General features: G+C 50.5%; 15 protein-coding genes and 1 pseudogene. 5 read left to right on the forward strand and 11 right to left on the reverse strand.

From position 1 onward, the window contains the following. Positions 1-53: 53 nt before the first annotated feature. The 4 genes and pseudogenes from BEG40_RS20055 to yebG all read right to left on the reverse strand — a co-directional run. A pseudogene (locus tag BEG40_RS20055) lies at positions 54-1,661 on the reverse strand (prolyl oligopeptidase family serine peptidase); the annotation flags it as partial. A 209-nt stretch (positions 1,662-1,870) separates the two neighbouring features. Next, positions 1,871-2,530: a tellurite resistance TerB family protein gene (locus BEG40_RS20060; protein WP_021550649.1), complete on the reverse strand. Its 660-nt coding sequence runs from the start codon at positions 2,528-2,530 to the stop codon at positions 1,871-1,873. A gap of 315 nt (positions 2,531-2,845) precedes the next feature. Next, the gene (yebF, locus tag BEG40_RS20065) at positions 2,846-3,202 is read right to left on the reverse strand and encodes a protein YebF (protein WP_010345796.1); all 357 of its coding nucleotides are present in this window, start codon (positions 3,200-3,202) and stop codon (positions 2,846-2,848) included. A gap of 66 nt (positions 3,203-3,268) precedes the next feature. Beyond that, a complete protein-coding gene (yebG, locus tag BEG40_RS20070; RefSeq protein ID WP_000257576.1) occupies positions 3,269-3,559 on the reverse strand; it encodes a DNA damage-inducible protein YebG in 291 nt (96 codons plus the stop codon). Between the two features lie 141 nt (positions 3,560-3,700). On the opposite strand from yebG, the gene purT reads away from it, so the two are divergent. Beyond that, positions 3,701-4,879, forward strand: coding sequence for a formate-dependent phosphoribosylglycinamide formyltransferase (purT, locus tag BEG40_RS20075; RefSeq protein WP_105286010.1), 1,179 nt, complete (start codon positions 3,701-3,703; stop codon positions 4,877-4,879). Positions 4,880-4,935: 56 nt separating this feature from the next. On the opposite strand, the gene kdgA is transcribed toward purT, so the two are convergent. The 4 genes from kdgA to BEG40_RS21875 all read right to left on the reverse strand — a co-directional run bounded on the left by kdgA (position 4,936) and on the right by BEG40_RS21875 (position 9,450). Continuing rightward, positions 4,936-5,577 (reverse strand): bifunctional 4-hydroxy-2-oxoglutarate aldolase/2-dehydro-3-deoxy-phosphogluconate aldolase, encoded by a 642-nt coding sequence (gene kdgA, locus BEG40_RS20080; RefSeq protein ID WP_000800512.1) that lies wholly within the window; start codon positions 5,575-5,577, stop codon positions 4,936-4,938. Positions 5,578-5,613: 36 nt separating this feature from the next. After that, entirely contained in the window at positions 5,614-7,425 is a 1,812-nt protein-coding gene (gene edd, locus BEG40_RS20085; RefSeq protein ID WP_001069467.1) for a phosphogluconate dehydratase, read from the reverse strand. 234 nt (positions 7,426-7,659) lie between these two features. Beyond that, complete coding sequence (gene zwf / locus BEG40_RS20090) at positions 7,660-9,135, reverse strand: glucose-6-phosphate dehydrogenase (RefSeq protein ID WP_000301722.1); 1,476 nt, start codon at positions 9,133-9,135, stop codon at positions 7,660-7,662. A 15-nt stretch (positions 9,136-9,150) separates the two neighbouring features. After that, positions 9,151-9,450 carry a hypothetical protein gene (locus tag BEG40_RS21875; protein WP_000156104.1) on the reverse strand — a complete coding sequence of 100 codons (300 nt, stop codon included), beginning with the start codon at positions 9,448-9,450 and terminating at the stop codon, positions 9,151-9,153. A gap of 22 nt (positions 9,451-9,472) precedes the next feature. Here BEG40_RS21875 and hexR point away from each other — a divergent pair, with 22 nt between their 5' ends. Both hexR and pyk read left to right on the forward strand, forming a co-directional pair. After that, the gene (gene hexR / locus BEG40_RS20100; RefSeq protein WP_001056712.1) at positions 9,473-10,342 is read left to right on the forward strand and encodes a DNA-binding transcriptional regulator HexR; all 870 of its coding nucleotides are present in this window, start codon (positions 9,473-9,475) and stop codon (positions 10,340-10,342) included. 126 nt (positions 10,343-10,468) lie between these two features. Beyond that, on the forward strand, positions 10,469-11,911 hold the full coding sequence (pyk, locus tag BEG40_RS20105) for a pyruvate kinase (protein WP_000091160.1): 1,443 nt from the start codon (positions 10,469-10,471) through the stop codon (positions 11,909-11,911). A gap of 131 nt (positions 11,912-12,042) precedes the next feature. On the opposite strand, the gene lpxM is transcribed toward pyk, so the two are convergent. From lpxM to znuA, 3 genes are all read right to left on the reverse strand, one after another. Next, positions 12,043-13,014, reverse strand: coding sequence for a lauroyl-Kdo(2)-lipid IV(A) myristoyltransferase (gene lpxM / locus BEG40_RS20110; RefSeq protein WP_010357026.1), 972 nt, complete (start codon positions 13,012-13,014; stop codon positions 12,043-12,045). 118 nt (positions 13,015-13,132) lie between these two features. Next, the gene (mepM, locus tag BEG40_RS20115; protein ID WP_001184035.1) at positions 13,133-14,455 is read right to left on the reverse strand and encodes a murein DD-endopeptidase MepM; all 1,323 of its coding nucleotides are present in this window, start codon (positions 14,453-14,455) and stop codon (positions 13,133-13,135) included. 15 nt (positions 14,456-14,470) lie between these two features. Beyond that, positions 14,471-15,403 (reverse strand): zinc ABC transporter substrate-binding protein ZnuA, encoded by a 933-nt coding sequence (gene znuA, locus BEG40_RS20120; protein ID WP_024195121.1) that lies wholly within the window; start codon positions 15,401-15,403, stop codon positions 14,471-14,473. A gap of 78 nt (positions 15,404-15,481) precedes the next feature. Between znuA and znuC the strand changes: the two genes are divergently transcribed. Both znuC and znuB read left to right on the forward strand, forming a co-directional pair. Beyond that, positions 15,482-16,237 carry a zinc ABC transporter ATP-binding protein ZnuC gene (gene znuC / locus BEG40_RS20125; protein WP_000202981.1) on the forward strand — a complete coding sequence of 252 codons (756 nt, stop codon included), beginning with the start codon at positions 15,482-15,484 and terminating at the stop codon, positions 16,235-16,237. Beyond that, positions 16,234-17,019 carry a zinc ABC transporter permease subunit ZnuB gene (gene znuB / locus BEG40_RS20130; protein WP_000571469.1) on the forward strand — a complete coding sequence of 262 codons (786 nt, stop codon included), beginning with the start codon at positions 16,234-16,236 and terminating at the stop codon, positions 17,017-17,019. The genes znuC and znuB overlap by 4 nt, the downstream gene beginning before the upstream one ends. The last annotated feature ends 466 nt before the right edge of the window (positions 17,020-17,485 follow it).

The raw sequence follows: 17,485 nt of genomic DNA on the forward strand, positions 1-17,485 counted from the left end.
AGGCCAGTAATGGGTTAAGTGATAACAGGTGTCTGGAAATATAGGGGCAAATCCATTCCCCCCGCACTGCCTCCCATTGCATAACAGAGCGAAGGAGAGCCATAGCCCAGTTTTAACAATGCATCGCAGGCATCAAGGTAATCATTAAACGTATTTTTCTTCTTCAGGAATTTACCGTCTTCGTACCATTGTTGCCCCAGTTCGCCGCCACCACGAACATGCACAATGGCGTAGACAAATCCACGATCCAACAAACTCAGGCGGCTAAAACTGAAATCGGCATCAATGCTTGCGCCGTAAGAACCATAACCGTATACCAACAGCGGATTGTTGCCTTTCTGGAAGTGCTTACGATGATAGACCAGCGAAACCGGAACTTCGACGCCATCCCGGGCAGTGATCCACAAGTGTTCACTGCGGTAATTCGCCGCATCAAAACCGGGTACTTCAGTTTGTTTCAGCACGCGGCGCTCGCCGGTATCCATATCCAGTTCAAACAAAGTATCTGGCGTGGTCATGGAGGAATAACCGTAACGCAATCGCGCGGTTTCAGGTTCTGGATTGTAGGCAATCCAGGTCACGTAGGCCGGATCATCAAAGGCAATGCCGATGACTTCCCGTGTCTTGCGGTTAATTTGGCGCAAACTGGTTAACCCGCGCTGACGCTCTTCAACCACCAGCCAGTCGGTAAACAGCGTAAACCCTTCCAGCATGATGTTATCGCGTGGCGGAATTAACTCTTCCCACTGTTGCTCATCGCGCATACGGGTACGGTATAAGCCAAAGTTTTTGCCGTTACGATTGGAACGCACATAAAACCGATGCTGGTAGTGATCAAGACTGTATTCGTGATCTTTGCGGCGCGGCAGAAAAACAAACGGCTCGGCATCGGCCATTTCCGCGTCCAGCAAGCGAACTTCACTGGTGGTGGCGCTGGCCAGGTGAATGACTACATAGTGCTTCGATGTCGTTTTATGCAAACTGACGTAATAGGTATCGTCTTTTTCTTCGTAGATCAGTTTATCTTGCGATGCCGGAGTCCCGATGGCGTGGCGCCAAACCTGATAAGGCAGCAGCGTCACCGGATGCTTACGCACATAATAGAAAGTCCACGAGTCATTCGCCCAGACAAAGCTGAGATCGACATTATCCAGCAATTCGGGATACCAGTTGCCCGTTTCAAGATTGCGAAAACGGATGCCGTACTGGCGTCGCGAAAGGAAATCTTCTGCCAGCGCCATAATGGTGTTATCGGGGGTAATTGCCATTCCGCCCATCGAATAAAACTCACTGTGCGCCGCGCGCTTGTTGGCATCGAGCAATGTTTCCCACTCATCCCACTCTTCACTGAACGCCGACTGACGCTGGTAGATGGCATATTCACAGCCAGGTTCATAAATATGCCGGTAGCGGTAGCCATTTTTGATGTAGGGCGCAGAAACTTCTCTTTGCGGAATGCGGTCGATAATTTCCTTTAATATGCGATCCTGCAAGGCTTGTTGCGAGGCCATCACCCGATGACCGTAGCTATTTTCTTGTTGCAGGTAGTCCAGTACTTCCGGCTGCGAGCGAGTGTCGTCCCGCAGCCAGTAGTAATTATCGATGCGCGTATCGCCATGAAGCGTCATGGCGTGGGGAATGCGGGCGGCTTTTGGTAGCATGTTATTGTTCTTTCTGGTTGAAACATCTTATAAGGGTGGCAAAACTCACCCGGGATGCAAGCGAAACAGGGTAGTCATTGCTCAGATGATGACAGGTAATGGCGTGGATATCGAATGATATGCTGACAGAGAAAATCAGTCTGTTCAAATGGCTGTGCGGTTTTGGATAGCCCGAAATAGTCCACTGTCAGGCTATCCAGAGAGCGGAATTATTCCGCCAAAGTGCGCTTTTGCTGTTCGAGATCGCGTTCGATCCCTTCACGAACATCCTGGGGAATTTTCAGCGCGTCGCCCAATGCATTCAGGTAGCTACGCTCCATGAAATGATCAATATCAATAGCTGCACAGCTCAAGAAATAGATTTCCAGCGCCTCTTCTTCATTACGAATCCCATTCGCCAGGCGCTGCGGATCCAGCGGTTGTTCAATTGCCTGCTCAATGAGAACACGTCCCTGCTCCTCCACACCAGCTTCACGCAATTGCTGGTCGATAGCCGCACGTTCTTTGGCATCAATATGACCATCACTTTTAGCGGCAAAGACCAGTGCAAGGATCAAACGTTCCGTACGCTCATCCAGCGGCGTGCTTTGAATGCCGAATTGCGGTTCATCCTGATGCGCCGCACGAATTTTATCTTTGTATTTGTTCCACAGCACCGTACCCGCTACCGCTCCGCCACCAACCAACAACGCATTGGTGCCATATTTCGTGAGAAGTTTACGTGCTGATTTATTTGCGACCAGCAGCCCTGCCAGCCCGCCTAATGCGCCCGGCACTAAAAGTTTGCCCAATCCCTGATCCGTAGACGAGGAGGTAGAAGAACTGTTTTGCCCAAGAAGGGATTGCAGTTGATTTAACCAGTTAGCCATATTTGCTCCTCAATAACCATTTTTAGTGCCTGTAGCATAGCGGATGAGGATGTCAGAAAGTGTATATTGCGGCAAAAGATGCGCAAATAAGCGGACCGAAAAGGAAGTCAGCGACGGAAATTCGCGTCAGATAAGGTGCTTGCTGTGGAGCTGCTATGTTGGAAATTTGGGGGAAGGATTGATTGGGATTATCTGTTGCTGATTGCCTGCTGCGATGCGGTCGCGCCTTATCATGCCTACGGGTCTGAAGTATTGTAAGGCGGACAAGCTTTTACGCCGCATCCGCCAGGAATGATGCGCAATGACTACTAGCCATTAACGACGCTGATACTCGGCCATTCCCGCTTTACAGTCCACGCTTACCTGATAATGAATATCGGCACTTTTACCGCGCACAGTCAGCGGAACTGACCATTTATCATCTTTACCCTGAATATCCTGCAAACTGACCCACGCTACCGGATCTGCCTGACCAACGATTTTTTGATCGTCTGCCCAGCGCGCTACGCGGTTTTGTTGATAATCGCGTTTTACACTCGCGGCAATTCCGGCCGCATCCAGACCTTCACACTTTGGGAAAGTTACCGACTTGCTGGTTTCGTTATTTGCAGCGAAAACTGATGCGCAGGCAGAAAGCAGTAACAGCCCCAACAACGCTCCTCTTTTTTTCATGTTTTTCTCCATAGCACAATGATTCAGGAGAAAGCATGGTACAAATTGTCAGGAGCGCAAGTTGCTTCAGGCGGCGTGGGTCTCATCTTCCGCATCGTTGCTATTATCGACCACCTGCGGAGACGGTAATTTGCCTGTTTTCAGAATGGTACTCAGGACATCTTTCTGTTCTGCCAGCCACAGTGAAAGAGCTTCACGTTGCTCGTCTTCCATTTTGACCGGGGAATTTGCCAGCCAGGTGTCGAGCAGATCCGCCGTATCAAGCATTTTGTCATAAGCATCGGCTTCCTTTTTGCTGGTAAACGACATCTTCTCTTCGCCCTCACGAATGACTACGTATTTAATTTCAACCGCCATTTGCAGCCTCTCATCATAACTGTAATTTTATACAGTATATTTCTTTTCAGTTGAGAAATCAACGCAAGCAATCAAGCAATAAAGACACACGCAAACGTTTTCGTTTATACTTCACGCGGAATTAATCAAGGGATATTCGTTATGACGTTATTAGGCACTGCGCTGCGTCCGGCAGCAACTCGCGTGATGTTATTAGGTTCCGGTGAACTGGGTAAAGAAGTGGCAATCGAGTGCCAGCGCCTCGGCGTAGAGGTGATTGCGGTTGATCGCTATGCCGACGCGCCAGCCATGCATGTCGCGCACCGCTCCCATGTCATTAATATGCTGGATGGTGATGCATTGCGCCGCGTGGTTGAACTGGAAAAGCCGCACTATATCGTGCCGGAGATTGAAGCTATTGCCACCGATATGCTGACCCAGCTTGAAGAGGAAGGACTGAATGTTGTCCCCTGCGCGCGCGCGACGAAATTAACCATGAATCGCGAGGGCATCCGCCGTCTGGCGGCAGAAGAGCTGCATATTCCCACTTCAACGTATCGTTTTGCCGACAGCGAAAACCTTTTCCGCGAGGCGGTTGCCGCCATTGGCTATCCCTGTATTGTTAAACCGGTGATGAGTTCTTCCGGCAAGGGGCAGACATTTATTCGCTCTGCCGAACAACTTGCTCAGGCGTGGGAGTACGCCCAGCAAGGTGGTCGCGCCGGAGCGGGTCGTGTGATTGTTGAAGGCGTGGTTAAGTTTGACTTCGAAATTACACTACTGACCGTCAGCGCCGTGGATGGTGTCCATTTCTGTGCGCCAGTAGGTCATCGTCAGGAAGATGGAGACTACCGTGAATCATGGCAACCGCAGCAAATGAGCCCACTTGCCCTTGAACGTGCGCAGGAGATTGCCCGTAAAGTAGTGCTGGCGCTGGGCGGTTATGGGCTGTTTGGTGTCGAGTTGTTTGTCTGTGGTGATGAGGTGATTTTCAGTGAAGTCTCCCCTCGCCCGCATGACACCGGGATGGTGACGTTAATTTCTCAGGATCTCTCAGAGTTTGCCCTGCATGTACGCGCGTTCCTTGGACTGCCTGTTGGTGAGATCCGCCAGTATGGTCCAGCCGCTTCAGCCGTTATCCTGCCGCAACTGACCAGTCAGAATGTCACGTTTGATAATGTGCAGAATGCCGTAGGCGCAGGTTTACAGATTAGATTATTTGGTAAGCCGGAAATTGATGGCAGCCGTCGTCTGGGTGTGGCTCTGGCGACTGCAGAGAGTGTTGATGAGGCGATTGAACGCGCGAAGCACGCCGCCGGTCAGGTGAAAGTGCAAGGTTAAATCTGTTAAAAGCAAGCGACAAAAATGCCCGATTCACAATCGGGCATTTTTAACTTTTACAGCTTAGCGCCTTCTACTGCTTCACGCGCCAGTTTAGTAATACGGTCGTAATCGCCCGCTTCCAGTGCATCCGCCGGAACCAGCCAGGAACCACCGATGCACAGTACGCTTTTCAGCGCCAGGTAATCACGGTAGTTAGCCGGAGAAATACCACCAGTCGGGCAGAAACGCACCTGGGAGAACGGACCTGCGATCGCCTGCAGGGCTTTCACGCCGCCGTTAGCTTCAGCCGGGAAGAATTTGAACTCTTTCAGGCCGTAGTCCATACCCAGCATCAGTTCGGAAACAGTGCTGATCCCTGGGATCAGAGGAATTGTACCTTCAGTCGCCGCTTTCAGCAGTGGCTCAGTCAGACCCGGGCTGATTGCGAACTGTGCACCCGCTTCGGTCACTTCTGCCAGTTGCTGTGGATTCAGCACCGTACCGGCACCCACAATCGCTTCAGGCACTTCTTTGGCGATAGCACGGATAGCATCAACTGCACACTCGGTACGCAGAGTCACTTCCAGAACGCGCACCCCACCAGCAACCAACGCTTTTGCCATCGGCACCGCGTGTTCCAGTTTTTTTACCACGATAACCGGTACAACCGGGCCGGTGGTCAGGATTGATTCTGCACTTGTTTTCCAGTTTTTCATCAGAGTTTTCTCTCGCCTGATTACAAATTTGTCGTCTTAAAAAGTGATACAGGTTGCGCCCTGTTCGGCACCGGACAGTTTTTCACGCAAGGCGCTGAATAATTCACGTCCTGTTCCCACGCGTGACGCGCTCAGGTCAGGAATGTGCGGTTCGCGAGCAGCCAGTTCCGCTTCGTCTACCAGCAGCGTCAGTTCGCCTGTCTGTCCATTCACACGAATGATGTCCCCGTCGCGCACTTTTGCCAGCAGCCCGCCATCGTAGGCTTCTGGTGTTACGTGGATAGCTGACGGCACTTTACCTGAAGCACCGGAGAGTCGTCCATCAGTAACTAACGCAATTTTGAAACACCGGTCCAATAATACACCAAGTGGCGGCATGAGTTTATGTAATTCTGGCATTCCGTTCGCTTTTGGCCCCTGATGACGGACAACAACGACACAATCGCGGTCCAGCAAACCCGCTTCAAAGGCAGGCATAACGTCATGTTGGCTTTCAAAAACAACCGCAGGCGCTTCAATCACTTGGTTTTCTACCGGTACGGCAGAGGTCTTCATAACCGCACGGCCCAGGTTACCGCTTAACACTTTTGTCCCGCCATGATGAGAGAAAGGCTGCTCGAAGGAAGCAATCACATTGCTGTCGAGCGATTTTTCTGCGCCTTCGCGCCAGTCCAGCTCACCGTTATTCAGCCACGGTTCGAGGGTATAACGCGAAAGGCCAAAACCCGCTACCGTGTTGACATCTTCATGCAGCAGACCCGCCTTGAGCAGTTCACGCACCAGCACCGGTACACCACCTGCCGCCTGGAAGTGGTTAATATCAGCCGGACCGTTCGGGTAGAGACGCGCCATCAGCGGTACGACATCAGAAAGATCAGAGAAGTCATCCCAGTTAATCTGAATACCCGCCGCACGCGCCATCGCCACCAGATGCATTGTGTGGTTAGTGGAGCCGCCGGTCGCCAGCAGTGCAACAATACCGTTCACCACCACTTTCTCATCGATCATCTTACCGATCGGCATCCATTCATTACCATTACCGGTCATGCGTGTAACCTGACGCGCAGCGGCAGCGGTCAAAGCATCGCGCAGCGGAGAATCCGGATGAACAAAAGAAGAGCCTGGCAACTGCATCCCCATAAACTCCACCACCATCTGGTTGGTGTTGGCAGTACCGTAGAAAGTACATGTTCCCGGCGCATGATAAGACGCAGCTTCTGACTCCAGCAGCGCCATACGATCCACTTTGCCTTCGGCATAAAGCTGGCGAATACGTACTTTTTCTTTATTTGGCAACCCGCTTGCCATTGGACCTGATGGCACAAATACCGCAGGCAGATGACCGAACGACAAAGCCGCCATCGTAAGCCCAGGGACAATCTTGTCGCACACGCCGAGGAACAGCGCGCCATCAAACATATTATGGGACAGCCCCACCGCCGCAGACATTGCAATCACTTCGCGGCTTAGCAGCGACAGTTCCATGCCGTCCTGCCCCTGGGTTACACCATCGCACATAGCCGGAACACCACCTGCAACCTGGCCGACCGCGTTGGCTTCATGCAGTGCTTTACGAATAATCTCCGGGTAGTGTTCATAAGGCTGGTGGGCAGAGAGCATGTCGTTGTAGGAGGTGATGATAGCAATATTGTTACGCAACATGCTTTTCAGAGAGGCTTTGTCTTCTGGCTGGCAGGCAGCGAAACCGTGTGCCAGGTTACCACATGCCAACTGCGAACGATGAACGGTCGAAGTTTTCGCTTGTTCGATCCGGGCGAGGTATGCAGAGCGAGTCTCGCGCGAACGTTCAATGATTCGATTTGTTACGCGTAACAATTGTGGATTCATAAAGGCTCCTGAAATTGAGTTGTCAGAGCAGGATGATTCACAACGCGTTTCATTCAGGAAAATTATGACTGAAACGCCTGTAACCGGAGCTCATAGGGCAGAAACGTTTCAGTCAGTGTAATAAAAAAAGCCTCGTGGGTGAATCCACACGAGGCTCAAAAGTGTAAAAATTACTCTACAATCTGTGCAAGATCATGTTACCGGTAAAATAACCCGTAAGGATAAGTCGAGATATTACTCAAACTCATTCCAGGAACGACCGTCACGAGTAATCATCGCCACCGAGGCAACAGGTCCCCAGGTTCCGGCCTGATACGGTTTCGGTGCATCGTTGTCCATCGCCCAGGCTTCAGTAATAGAATCCACCCATTTCCACGCTTCTTCTACTTCATCGCGACGCACAAACAATGCCTGAATACCGCGCATCGTTTCCAGCAACAGACGTTCGTAAGCATCAGCCAGATGTGTCTGATTAAAGGTTTCTGAATAGCTCAGATCCAGCTTAGTGATTTGCAGGTTATGTTTGTGGTCAAGACCCGGGACTTTATTCAGTACCTGGATATCCACACCCTCATCGGGTTGCAAACGGATAGTCAGTTTGTTCTGCGGCAGATCCTGCCAGGATTCTTTAAACAGATTCAGTTCTGGCGTTTTGAAATAGACCACCACTTCAGAGCATTTAGTCGGCAGACGTTTACCAGTACGCAGGTAGAATGGCACACCGGCCCAGCGCCAGTTATCAATGTCGACGCGGATCGCCACGAAGGTTTCTGTATTGCTGCTCTTGTTCGCGCCCTCTTCTTCCAGATAACCCGGCACTTTTTTGCCCTGCGCAAAACCTGCGGTGTACTGCCCACGCACCGTCTTTTCACGCACGTTAGAGCGATCAATGCGGCGCAGCGACTTAAGTACTTTCACTTTTTCATCCCGGATGCTATCGGCACTCAGGTCAGACGGCGGAGACATCGCAATCATGCAGAGAATTTGTAGCAGGTGGTTCTGGATCATATCGCGCATCTGACCGGCTTTATCGAAATAGCCCCAGCGCCCTTCGATCCCAACCTCTTCTGCCACCGTGATCTCAACATGATCAATGGTGCGATTGTCCCAGTTGTTCACAAACAGTGAGTTAGCAAAACGCAGCGCCAGCAGGTTCAGTACCGTTTCTTTACCCAGATAGTGGTCGATACGGTAAACCTGACACTCCTCGAAGTATTCGCCTACCTGATCGTTGATTTCACGCGAGGTCGCCAGCGACGTACCCAGCGGTTTTTCCATCACCACGCGTGCCGGTTTGCCGTTCAGTTTCGCCTCACCCAGCCCTTTGCAGATTGCACCAAAGGTGCCAGGAGGCATGGCAAAGTAGTTAATGGTGATACGATTTTTTTGATCCAGCATCGCACCGAGACGACTGAATGCAGCCGTATCATTGACGTCGAGATTACAAAAATCCAGACGCGCACTCAGGGTGTCCCATAAACCTTCATCAATGGTTTCTTTCATGAAAGTTTCGAGCGCCTCGCGGACAACTTTGGTATATGCCGCTTTATCCCAGTCAGCACGCCCTACGCCGATAATCCGGGTGTCTGGGTTGAGCTGACCGGCTTTTTCCAGTTGATACAGGGAAGGCAGCAATTTACGACGCGCAAGGTCGCCTTTCGCGCCGAAAATGACCAGGTCACAGGCCTGGGCTGTTTGCGTTACCGCCATGTCATTCTCCTTAAGTTAACTAACCCGGTACTTAAGCCTGGGTATAATTGTAATTTTCTTACGGTGCACTGTACTGCTTTTACGAGCTTGCGAAAACTGTAAACGCTTATCCACCCGTGCGATTACGGCAAAAGCGCGTAAAGTGCGGCAAAACTGATAAAAAAACCATCGTTTTCCTTTGGGTAAAAATCTGACACTGATCATGTTATGAAAAAAAATAACAACTTTTTTATCTGCTTTTGTCATTAACACAGCACACAGGCGTAATATCTGACAAAACTGCATTTCGATTTCTTTCAGTGTGGAAATCGTCATTACCCGTGAGTCTCTTTACATCATGAATATGCTGGAAAAAATCCAGTCTCAGCTGGAACATTTGAGCAAATCAGAACGCAAAGTTGCCGAGGTCATTCTTGTCTCGCCCGACAACGCGATCCATTCGAGTATTGCTGCGCTGGCACTGGAAGCCAATGTTAGCGAACCTACAGTCAATCGTTTCTGTCGCAGCATGGACACTCGCGGTTTTCCTGATTTTAAACTGCATCTGGCGCAAAGTCTGGCTAATGGCACACCCTATGTTAATCGCAACGTCAGTGAAGATGACAGCGTTGAATCATACACAGGGAAAATATTTGAGTCGGCAATGGCTACTCTCGATCACGTCCGCCACTCGCTGGATAAGTCCGCCGTCAATCGCGCTGTTGATCTCCTCACCCAGGCGAAGAAAATTGCCTTTTTCGGGTTAGGTTCTTCTGCCGCTGTTGCTCACGATGCAATGAATAAGTTTTTTCGCTTCAATGTTCCGGTGATCTACTCGGACGATATCGTACTGCAGCGAATGAGTTGTATGAACTGTAGCGATGGAGACGTCGTTGTGTTGATTTCCCACACCGGCAGGACCAAAAATCTGGTTGAACTGGCGCAGCTGGCGCGGGAAAACGACGCAATGGTGATTGCCCTCACCTCTGCTGGTACACCACTCGCCCGGGAAGCAACGCTGGCAATTACCCTCGACGTACCGGAAGATACTGACATTTATATGCCCATGGTCTCTCGACTTGCCCAGTTGACCGTGATAGATGTGCTGGCAACAGGATTTACTTTGCGACGCGGCGCAAAATTCAGAGATAACTTGAAGCGGGTCAAGGAAGCTCTCAAGGAATCGCGTTTTGATAAGCAGTTACTTAATTTAAGTGACGATCGTTAAAACGATTGCCACTGTTCTAATCTTATACGACATCCGAATGAGATTAATTTATCGCCAAAATGGCTTTATTTCATTCGGATTTCATGTTCAAGCAACACCTTGTTGTTTCAGTCAACGGAGTATTACATGTCCAGAAGGCTTCGCAGAACCAAAATCGTTACCACGTTAGGCCCTGCTACTGATCGCGATAATAACCTTGAAAAAGTTATCGCTGCCGGCGCAAACGTTGTACGTATGAACTTTTCTCACGGCTCGCCTGAAGATCACAAAATGCGCGCGGATAAAGTTCGTGAAATTGCCGCAAAACTGGGGCGTCATGTGGCTATTCTGGGTGACCTTCAGGGGCCAAAGATTCGTGTATCTACCTTTAAAGAAGGTAAGGTATTCCTCAATATTGGGGATAAATTCCTGCTGGACGCCAACCTGGGGAAAGGTGAAGGCGATAAAGAAAAAGTCGGTATCGACTATAAAGGATTGCCTGCTGACGTCGTGCCTGGCGATATTTTGCTGCTCGACGACGGTCGCGTTCAGTTAAAAGTGCTGGAAGTCCAGGGCATGAAAGTGTTCACCGAAGTGACCGTCGGCGGCCCTCTCTCCAACAATAAAGGGATCAACAAACTCGGCGGCGGCCTGTCGGCTGAAGCACTGACCGAGAAAGATAAAGCAGATATCCAGACTGCGGCGCTGATTGGCGTGGATTACCTGGCTGTCTCCTTCCCTCGCTGCGGCGAAGATCTGAACTATGCTCGCCGTCTGGCGCGCGACGCAGGTTGTGATGCGAAAATTGTCGCCAAGGTTGAACGTGCAGAAGCCGTTTGCAGCCAGGACGCGATGGACGACATTATTCTCGCCTCTGACGTGGTGATGGTTGCACGTGGCGACCTCGGCGTAGAAATTGGCGATCCTGAACTGGTCGGCATTCAGAAAGCGTTGATTCGTCGCGCGCGTCAGCTGAACCGTGCGGTAATCACTGCGACCCAGATGATGGAGTCAATGATTACCAACCCAATGCCGACTCGTGCCGAAGTTATGGACGTGGCAAACGCCGTGCTGGATGGTACTGACGCAGTAATGTTGTCTGCAGAAACCGCTGCGGGTCAGTATCCGTCAGAAACCGTTGCAGCCATGGCGCGCGTTTGCCTGGGTGCGGAAAAAATCCCAAGCATCAACGTGTCTAAACATCGTCTGGACGTTCAGTTCGACAATGTGGAAGAAGCTATCGCCATGTCCGCGATGTATGCGGCTAACCACCTGAAAGGTGTTACCGCTATCATCACCATGACCGAATCAGGTCGTACCGCGCTGATGACTTCCCGTATCAGCTCCGGACTGCCGATTTTTGCGATGTCTCGCCATGAGCGCACCCTGAATCTGACTGCGCTTTATCGTGGTGTAACGCCGGTCTATTTTGACAGCGCGAATGATGGCGTGGTTGCTGCCAGCGAAGCGGTAAATCTGCTGCGCGATAAGGGCTACCTGATGTCTGGTGACCTGGTAATTGTCACCCAGGGCGATGTGATGAGTACCGTGGGTTCTACCAATACCACGCGTATTTTAACCGTAGAGTAAGTACATTGCCGGATACGGTGAGAACGCCTTGTCCGGCCTGCAATTCAATGATAATTCAACTAATTTCGAATTTTCTGAAGCAAACTTGAACTTATCATCAGACGAAAGCCTCTCTTCGTGAGAGGCTTTTTCTATTTGATGGGATAAAGATCTTTGCGTTTATACGGCTGGATTTCGCCCGGTTTGCGTGTCTTGAGCAATTTTAAAATCCAGGTGTATTGCTCTGGTCGCGGACCAACAAAAATCTCGACTTCTTCATTCATCCGCCGCGCAATGGTATGGTCATCTGCCTCTGACAAGTCATCCATCGGCGGGCGCACCTGAATCGTCAAACGATGTGTCTTGCCGTCATAAATCGGAAACAACGGTACGACACGCGCACGACACACTTTCATCAGACGACCAATCGCGGGCAGCGTCGCTTTATAGGTTGCAAAGAAATCAACAAATTCACTGTGCTCCGGGCCATGATCCTGATCGGGCAAATAATAGCCCCAGTACCCCTGACGAACCGACTGGATGAACGGTTTTATGCCGTCATTCCTCGCATGTAGACGACCGCCAAAACGACGACGCACGGTGTTCCAGACATAATCAAAAACCGGATTGCCCTGATTATGGAACATCGCCGCCATTTTCTGCCCTTGCGAGGCCATCAGCATCGCGGGGATATCTACCGCCCAGCCGTGCGGCACCAGAAAGATCACTTTCTCGTCGTTACGCCGCATCTCTTCGATGATTTCCAGTCCCTGCCAGTCTACGCGCGGCTGAATTTTTTCCGGCCCGCGTATCGCCAGTTCTGCCATCATCGCCATCGCCTGCGGCGCTGTGGCAAACATCTCATCCACAATCGCTTCGCGTTCAGCTTCGCTACGTTCTGGAAAGCAAAGAGACAGATTGATTAACGCACGACGACGTGAGCTTTTACCCAATCGTCCGGCAAAACGTCCCAGCCGCGCCAGAATGGGATCGCGGAATTTCGGAGGGGTTAAGGCAATGCCGGCCATCGCCGCCACACCCAACCAGGCTCCCCAGTAACGCGGATGGCGAAAGGATTTATCAAACTCAGGAATGTATTCACTATTATTTTTTTTCGTTTCCATGCTTTTCCAGTTTCGGATAAGGCAAATATCAATCTGCTGATAGTGTAGCGGCGCAACTTGCCCCGCACCAAATAAAAAAGCCGGTACTGACTGCGTACCGGCTGCGAATGGGTGTTAATTAATCAAACTGTAGCTGCGGCACAATCTCTTTGGCCTGCGCCAGGAACTCACTGCGATCGGAGCCAGTCAGCCCTTCGGTACGCGGCAGTTTCGCCGTCAGCGGGTTTACGGCCTGCTGGTTGATCCATACTTCATAGTGCAAATGCGGCCCGGTTGAACGCCCGGTATTACCAGAAAGCGCGATACGATCGCCACGTTTTACCTTCTGCCCCGGTTTCACCAGAATCTTGCGCAGGTGCATATAACGCGTGGTATAGGTGCGGCCATGACGGATCGCAACATAATAACCTGCGGCGCCACTGCGTTTGGCTACAACCACTTCACCGTCACCCACCGAAAGTACCGGCGTACCCTGTGGCATCGCGAAATCAACGCCCCTGTGCGGCGCAACGCGGCCTGTTACCGGGTTCAGACGACGCGGGTTAAAGTTAGACGAGATACGGAACTGCTTCGCCGTCGGGAATCGCAAGAATCCTTTCGCCAGACCAGTACCGTTACGATCATAGAACTTGCCATCTTCGGCACGGATAGCGTAGTAATCTTTACCTTCAGAACGCAAACGTACGCCCAGTAACTGGCTTTGTTCACGTTTGCCATCAAGCATTTCACGTGACATTAATACCGCAAATTCATCGCCTTTTTTAACCTTCCGAAAGTCCATCTGCCACTGTAACGCTTTAATCACTGCGCTCACTTCAGCACTGGTTAAACCAGCACTTCTGGCGCTGGCAACAAAGCTCGACCCTACAGTGCCTTTCAGTAGATTATTAACCCACTCCCCTTGCTGCATTTCGCTGGTCATTTTAAAACCGTTTGCTGCAGTGCGGTCATAGGTACGCGTTTCCCGACGAGAAACTTCCCAGGTCAGACGTTGTAAATCGCCCTCTGCGGTTAATGTCCAGGTGAGTTGTTGACCAATTTTCAGGTTACGCAGATCTTTATCCGCAGCAGCCAGTTGGGTGATATCACCCATATCAATACCATATTGATTGAGGATGCTACTTAGCGTATCGCCTGTGGAAACAACATATTCATGCACACCCGCTTCTCCGGCGATCTTGTCGTCCAGTTCATCTTGCGGAATGGCTTCATCTTCTTGTGCGGCTTGATCAATCGGTTCACTGGCTTCAGGTAAAAGTGAACGGATTTCGTTTTGTTCCAGCTCAATAGTTTTGACAATTGGCGTGGCGTCGCGGTGGTAAACATAGGGCCGCCAGACAGCGACGGCCAGAGTAAGAACGGTGAGCGACCCCAACATAACGCGGTGTGGTCGCGGTAAATTATTAAACGCCAGGGCGACAGAGCGGGCTATCTGTTGCACGTAATCACTTCCTCATTAATCTCCTTTCAGGCAGCTCGCGTACTGGTTGGCTAATTGATTCAGAAATTCTGAATAGCTTGTTTTACCCAGTTTGATATTCGTCCCAAGGGGATCCAACGTTCCCATACGAACGGATGTCCCTCGTGCGACGCTTTCAACGACCGCTGGCCTGAACTGTGGTTCAGCAAAAACGCAGGTTGCTTTTTGCTCAACCAACTGTGTTCTTATTTCATGTAAACGCTGCGCGCCCGGTTGAATCTCTGGGTTAACGGTAAAATGACCAAGCGGTGTCAGTCCGAATTGTTTTTCGAAGTAGCCGTAAGCATCATGAAAAACGAAATAACCTTTTCCCTTGAGCGGCGCGAGCTCATTACCAACCTGTTTATCGGTTGCAACTAATTGTGCCTCAAAATCCTTCAGGTTGGCGTCAAGTTTGGCTCGACTTTGCGGCATAAGTTCCACTAATTTTTCATGGATTGCAACCGCTGTAGCCCGCGCTATCTCTGGGGAGAGCCAAAGATGCATGTTGAAATCGCCGTGATGGTGATCTTCGTCACTTTTTTCCGCGTGGTTATGATCATCATCATCGCCGTGAATACTTTTCATCAGCATCGGTTTCACATCATCTAGCTGCGCAATCGTTACCTGTTTCGCCTCAGGTAATTTGCTCACCGGCTTTTGCATAAACGCTTCCATCTCCGGGCCAACCCAGACGACTAAGTCCGCGTTCTGTAAGCGTTTTACATCCGATGGACGCAGTGAATAATCGTGTTCAGAAGCACCATCAGGCAGTAATACTTCAGTCTCTGTTACCCCATCAGCAATGGCGGAAGCGATGAATCCAATAGGTTTAAGCGAAGCAACAACGGCGGCATCTGCCGCCTGTGTTGCACCACCCCAGAGAGCGGCGGATAATGCTGCGAAAAGAAGCGTTTTTTTATGTAACATAATGCGACCAATCATCGTAATGAATACAAGAAGTGTGATATTATAACATTTCATGACTACTGCAAGACTAAAATTAACATGACAAGTCTGGTTTCCCTGGAAAATGTCTCGGTTTCTTTTGGCCAACGCCGCGTCCTCTCTGATGTGTCGCTGGAACTTAAACCTGGAAAAATTTTGACCTTACTTGGGCCGAACGGCGCAGGTAAGTCGACGCTGGTGCGGGTTGTGCTCGGGCTGGTAACACCAGATGAAGGTGTTATCAAGCGCCACGGAAAACTGCGTATCGGCTACGTGCCGCAAAAGCTCTATCTCGACACCACGTTGCCACTGACCGTAAACCGTTTTTTACGCTTACGCCCCGGTACATATAAAGAAGACATTCTGCCCGCACTGAAACGCGTTCAGGCCGGGCATCTGATTGACGCGCCAATGCAAAAGCTCTCTGGCGGCGAAACGCAGCGTGTACTGCTGGCGCGCGCGTTGTTAAATCAACCGCAATTATTAGTGCTGGATGAACCCACTCAAGGCGTGGATGTAAATGGTCAGGTTGCGTTGTACGACCTCATTGATCAACTGCGTCGCGAACTGGATTGTGGCGTATTAATGGTTTCTCACGATCTGCATCTGGTAATGGCAAAAACCGATGAAGTACTTTGCCTCAATCACCACATCTGTTGTTCCGGCACACCGGAAGTCGTTTCCCTGCATCCAGAATTTATTTCGATGTTTGGACCTCGCGGTGCTGAGCAGCTGGGTATATATCGCCATCATCATAATCACCGCCATGATTTACAGGGGCGGATTATTCTGCGTCGGGGAAATGATCGCTCATGATTGAATTATTATTTCCTGGTTGGTTAGCCGGGATCATGCTGGCCTGTGCTGCAGGTCCGCTGGGTTCGTTTGTTGTCTGGCGCCGTATGTCTTATTTCGGCGACACGCTGGCGCATGCATCTTTACTTGGCGTCGCGTTTGGCCTGCTACTGGATGTGAATCCTTTCTATGCAGTGATTGCGGTTACGCTGCTGCTGGCGGGCGGTCTGGTATGGCTGGAAAAGCGCCCACAACTGGCGATCGATACATTATTGGGAATTATGGCGCACAGTGCTTTGTCTCTGGGTCTGGTCGTCGTCAGCCTGATGTCTAACATTCGCGTTGACTTGATGGCATATCTGTTCGGTGATTTGCTGGCAGTGACGCCGGAAGATCTTATCTCCATTGCGATTGGCGTGGTCATCGTGCTGGCAATTCTGTTCTGGCAATGGCGCAATTTACTGTCGATGACGATTAGCCCGGATCTGGCGTTTGTCGATGGCGTAAAATTACAGCGCGTAAAATTATTGTTGATGCTGGTGACGGCATTGACGATTGGCGTGGCAATGAAATTTGTCGGCGCGTTGATTATTACCTCGCTGCTGATTATTCCTGCGGCTACTGCACGTCGTTTTGCCCGCACGCCGGAGCAGATGGCTGGTGTCGCGGTTTTGGTGGGGATGATTGCCGTAACTGGTGGTTTAACCTTTTCCGCGTTTTACGATACGCCAGCAGGCCCGTCGGTGGTGCTGTGTGCGGCGCTGTTGTTTATTATCAGTATGATGAAAAAGCAAGCCAACTAAATTGCGACTGGCACTATACAGTGCCAGTTTCATCGACCAGGTCACCGCATTACGAGTATCACCAAAAAACCATTCTGTAAGAACGAGCGACCAGAGAATGTTTATATGGTCTGCATAAAATCCATGTCCGCATTCGACAAATTAAACGACGATATTAAGAATTTTCCTTTGCAGTTATTTCTCCACGAAAAAGCGAAACCAGATCCACTAACCCGCGAAAAATATCATCGTTCTCTCGAAAAAACGTGAGTGAGCAGATAAGCAGTCTCTGGAAACTGGCAATAAATACAGGAATGTAGCACCGAGAAATAGGAGTATCAGTATAAGTTCGTAAGGTGTATGAATTGCAGCACATTTGCTCGCCGGGCATTAAGTGCAGGAGTAAATCCAATCTTCATTACTGCACAGAGGGGCATTTTTCTGTTCGCATTGGGGGCAAATAATAATGACAATCCCCTGGCAATTC

The sequence above is a fragment of the Escherichia sp. MOD1-EC5495 genome (assembly GCF_002965965.1).
Taxonomy (GTDB): domain Bacteria; phylum Pseudomonadota; class Gammaproteobacteria; order Enterobacterales; family Enterobacteriaceae; genus Escherichia; species Escherichia ruysiae.

What these genes read in the sequence shown, in the direction of transcription:
- BEG40_RS20060 (WP_021550649.1), bottom strand. Translation starts at nt 2,530, where the DNA reads ATGGCTAACTGGTTAAATCAACTGCAATCCCTTCTTGGGCAAAACAGT.
- yebF (WP_010345796.1), bottom strand. Translation starts at nt 3,202, where the DNA reads ATGAAAAAAAGAGGAGCGTTGTTGGGGCTGTTACTGCTTTCTGCCTGC.
- yebG (WP_000257576.1), bottom strand. Translation starts at nt 3,559, where the DNA reads ATGGCGGTTGAAATTAAATACGTAGTCATTCGTGAGGGCGAAGAGAAG.
- purT (WP_105286010.1), top strand. Translation starts at nt 3,701, where the DNA reads ATGACGTTATTAGGCACTGCGCTGCGTCCGGCAGCAACTCGCGTGATG.
- kdgA (WP_000800512.1), bottom strand. Translation starts at nt 5,577, where the DNA reads ATGAAAAACTGGAAAACAAGTGCAGAATCAATCCTGACCACCGGCCCG.
- edd (WP_001069467.1), bottom strand. Translation starts at nt 7,425, where the DNA reads ATGAATCCACAATTGTTACGCGTAACAAATCGAATCATTGAACGTTCG.
- zwf (WP_000301722.1), bottom strand. Translation starts at nt 9,135, where the DNA reads ATGGCGGTAACGCAAACAGCCCAGGCCTGTGACCTGGTCATTTTCGGC.
- BEG40_RS21875 (WP_000156104.1), bottom strand. Translation starts at nt 9,450, where the DNA reads ATGACGATTTCCACACTGAAAGAAATCGAAATGCAGTTTTGTCAGATA.
- hexR (WP_001056712.1), top strand. Translation starts at nt 9,473, where the DNA reads ATGAATATGCTGGAAAAAATCCAGTCTCAGCTGGAACATTTGAGCAAA.
- pyk (WP_000091160.1), top strand. Translation starts at nt 10,469, where the DNA reads ATGTCCAGAAGGCTTCGCAGAACCAAAATCGTTACCACGTTAGGCCCT.
- lpxM (WP_010357026.1), bottom strand. Translation starts at nt 13,014, where the DNA reads ATGGAAACGAAAAAAAATAATAGTGAATACATTCCTGAGTTTGATAAA.
- znuA (WP_024195121.1), bottom strand. Translation starts at nt 15,403, where the DNA reads ATGTTACATAAAAAAACGCTTCTTTTCGCAGCATTATCCGCCGCTCTC.
- znuC (WP_000202981.1), top strand. Translation starts at nt 15,482, where the DNA reads ATGACAAGTCTGGTTTCCCTGGAAAATGTCTCGGTTTCTTTTGGCCAA.
- znuB (WP_000571469.1), top strand. Translation starts at nt 16,234, where the DNA reads ATGATTGAATTATTATTTCCTGGTTGGTTAGCCGGGATCATGCTGGCC.